This window comes from Cognatazoarcus halotolerans (genome assembly GCF_009800965.1).
GTDB lineage: Bacteria > Pseudomonadota > Gammaproteobacteria > Burkholderiales > Rhodocyclaceae > Cognatazoarcus > Cognatazoarcus halotolerans.
Map to the genome: position 1 here is coordinate 1 of NZ_WUAF01000051.1, position 783 is coordinate 783.

Here is a 783-nt window from a genome sequence, read left to right on the forward strand (position 1 = left end):
GTGTTGAGGGTGGCGGCCTTGAGGCCGGCGTTGTCGTGTTCCGCGATAACGAGAATGGCCATGTCAGATCACCTTCGCTTCGTTCTTGAGCTTGTCGACCAACTGGGCCACGTCGGCCACCAGCACCCCGGCACTGCGCCCGGCCGGTTCGACCACCTTGAGCGTGGTCAGGCGCGGACTCACGTCCACCCCCAGCCCGCCCGGCTCGACCGTCTCGAGCGGCTTCTTCTTGGCCTTCATGATGTTCGGCAGGGTCGCGTAACGCGGCTCGTTGAGCCGCAGATCGGTAGTGACCACCGCCGGCAGCGGCAGCTCGAGCGTCTCGAGCCCGCCGTCGATCTCGCGCGTCACCTTCACCGAGCCCGCACCCACCTCGACCTTCGAGGCAAAGGTGGCCTGCGGCCAGCCCAGCAGTGCGGCCAGCATCTGGCCGGTCTGGTTCGAATCGTCGTCGATCGCCTGCTTGCCGAGGATCACCAGCTGCGGCGCTTCCTTCTCGACCAGCGCCTTGAGCAGCTTGGCCACCGCCAGCGGCTGCAACTCGGCATCCGACTGCACCAGAATCCCGCGGTCCGCACCGATCGCCATCGCCGTGCGCAGCGTCTCCTGACACTGCGCTACCCCGCACGACACCGCCACCACCTCCGTGGCCGTGCCCGCTTCCTTGAGCCGCACCGCCTCTTCGATCGCAATCTCGTCGAACGGGTTGATCGACATCTTCACGTTCGCAAGCTCTACACCCGACTGGTCCGCCTTCACACGGACCTTCACGTTGTAATCCAC

1 protein-coding gene is annotated in these 783 nt (G+C 65.9%); it reads right to left on the reverse strand.

All coding sequences use genetic code 11. The annotated features are described in order from the left end of the window. Positions 1-63: 63 nt before the first annotated feature. Positions 64-783, reverse strand: a 720-nt coding sequence (locus GQB03_RS22610) for an electron transfer flavoprotein subunit beta/FixA family protein (RefSeq protein ID WP_159694057.1), incomplete at its 5' end; no start/stop codon positions are given.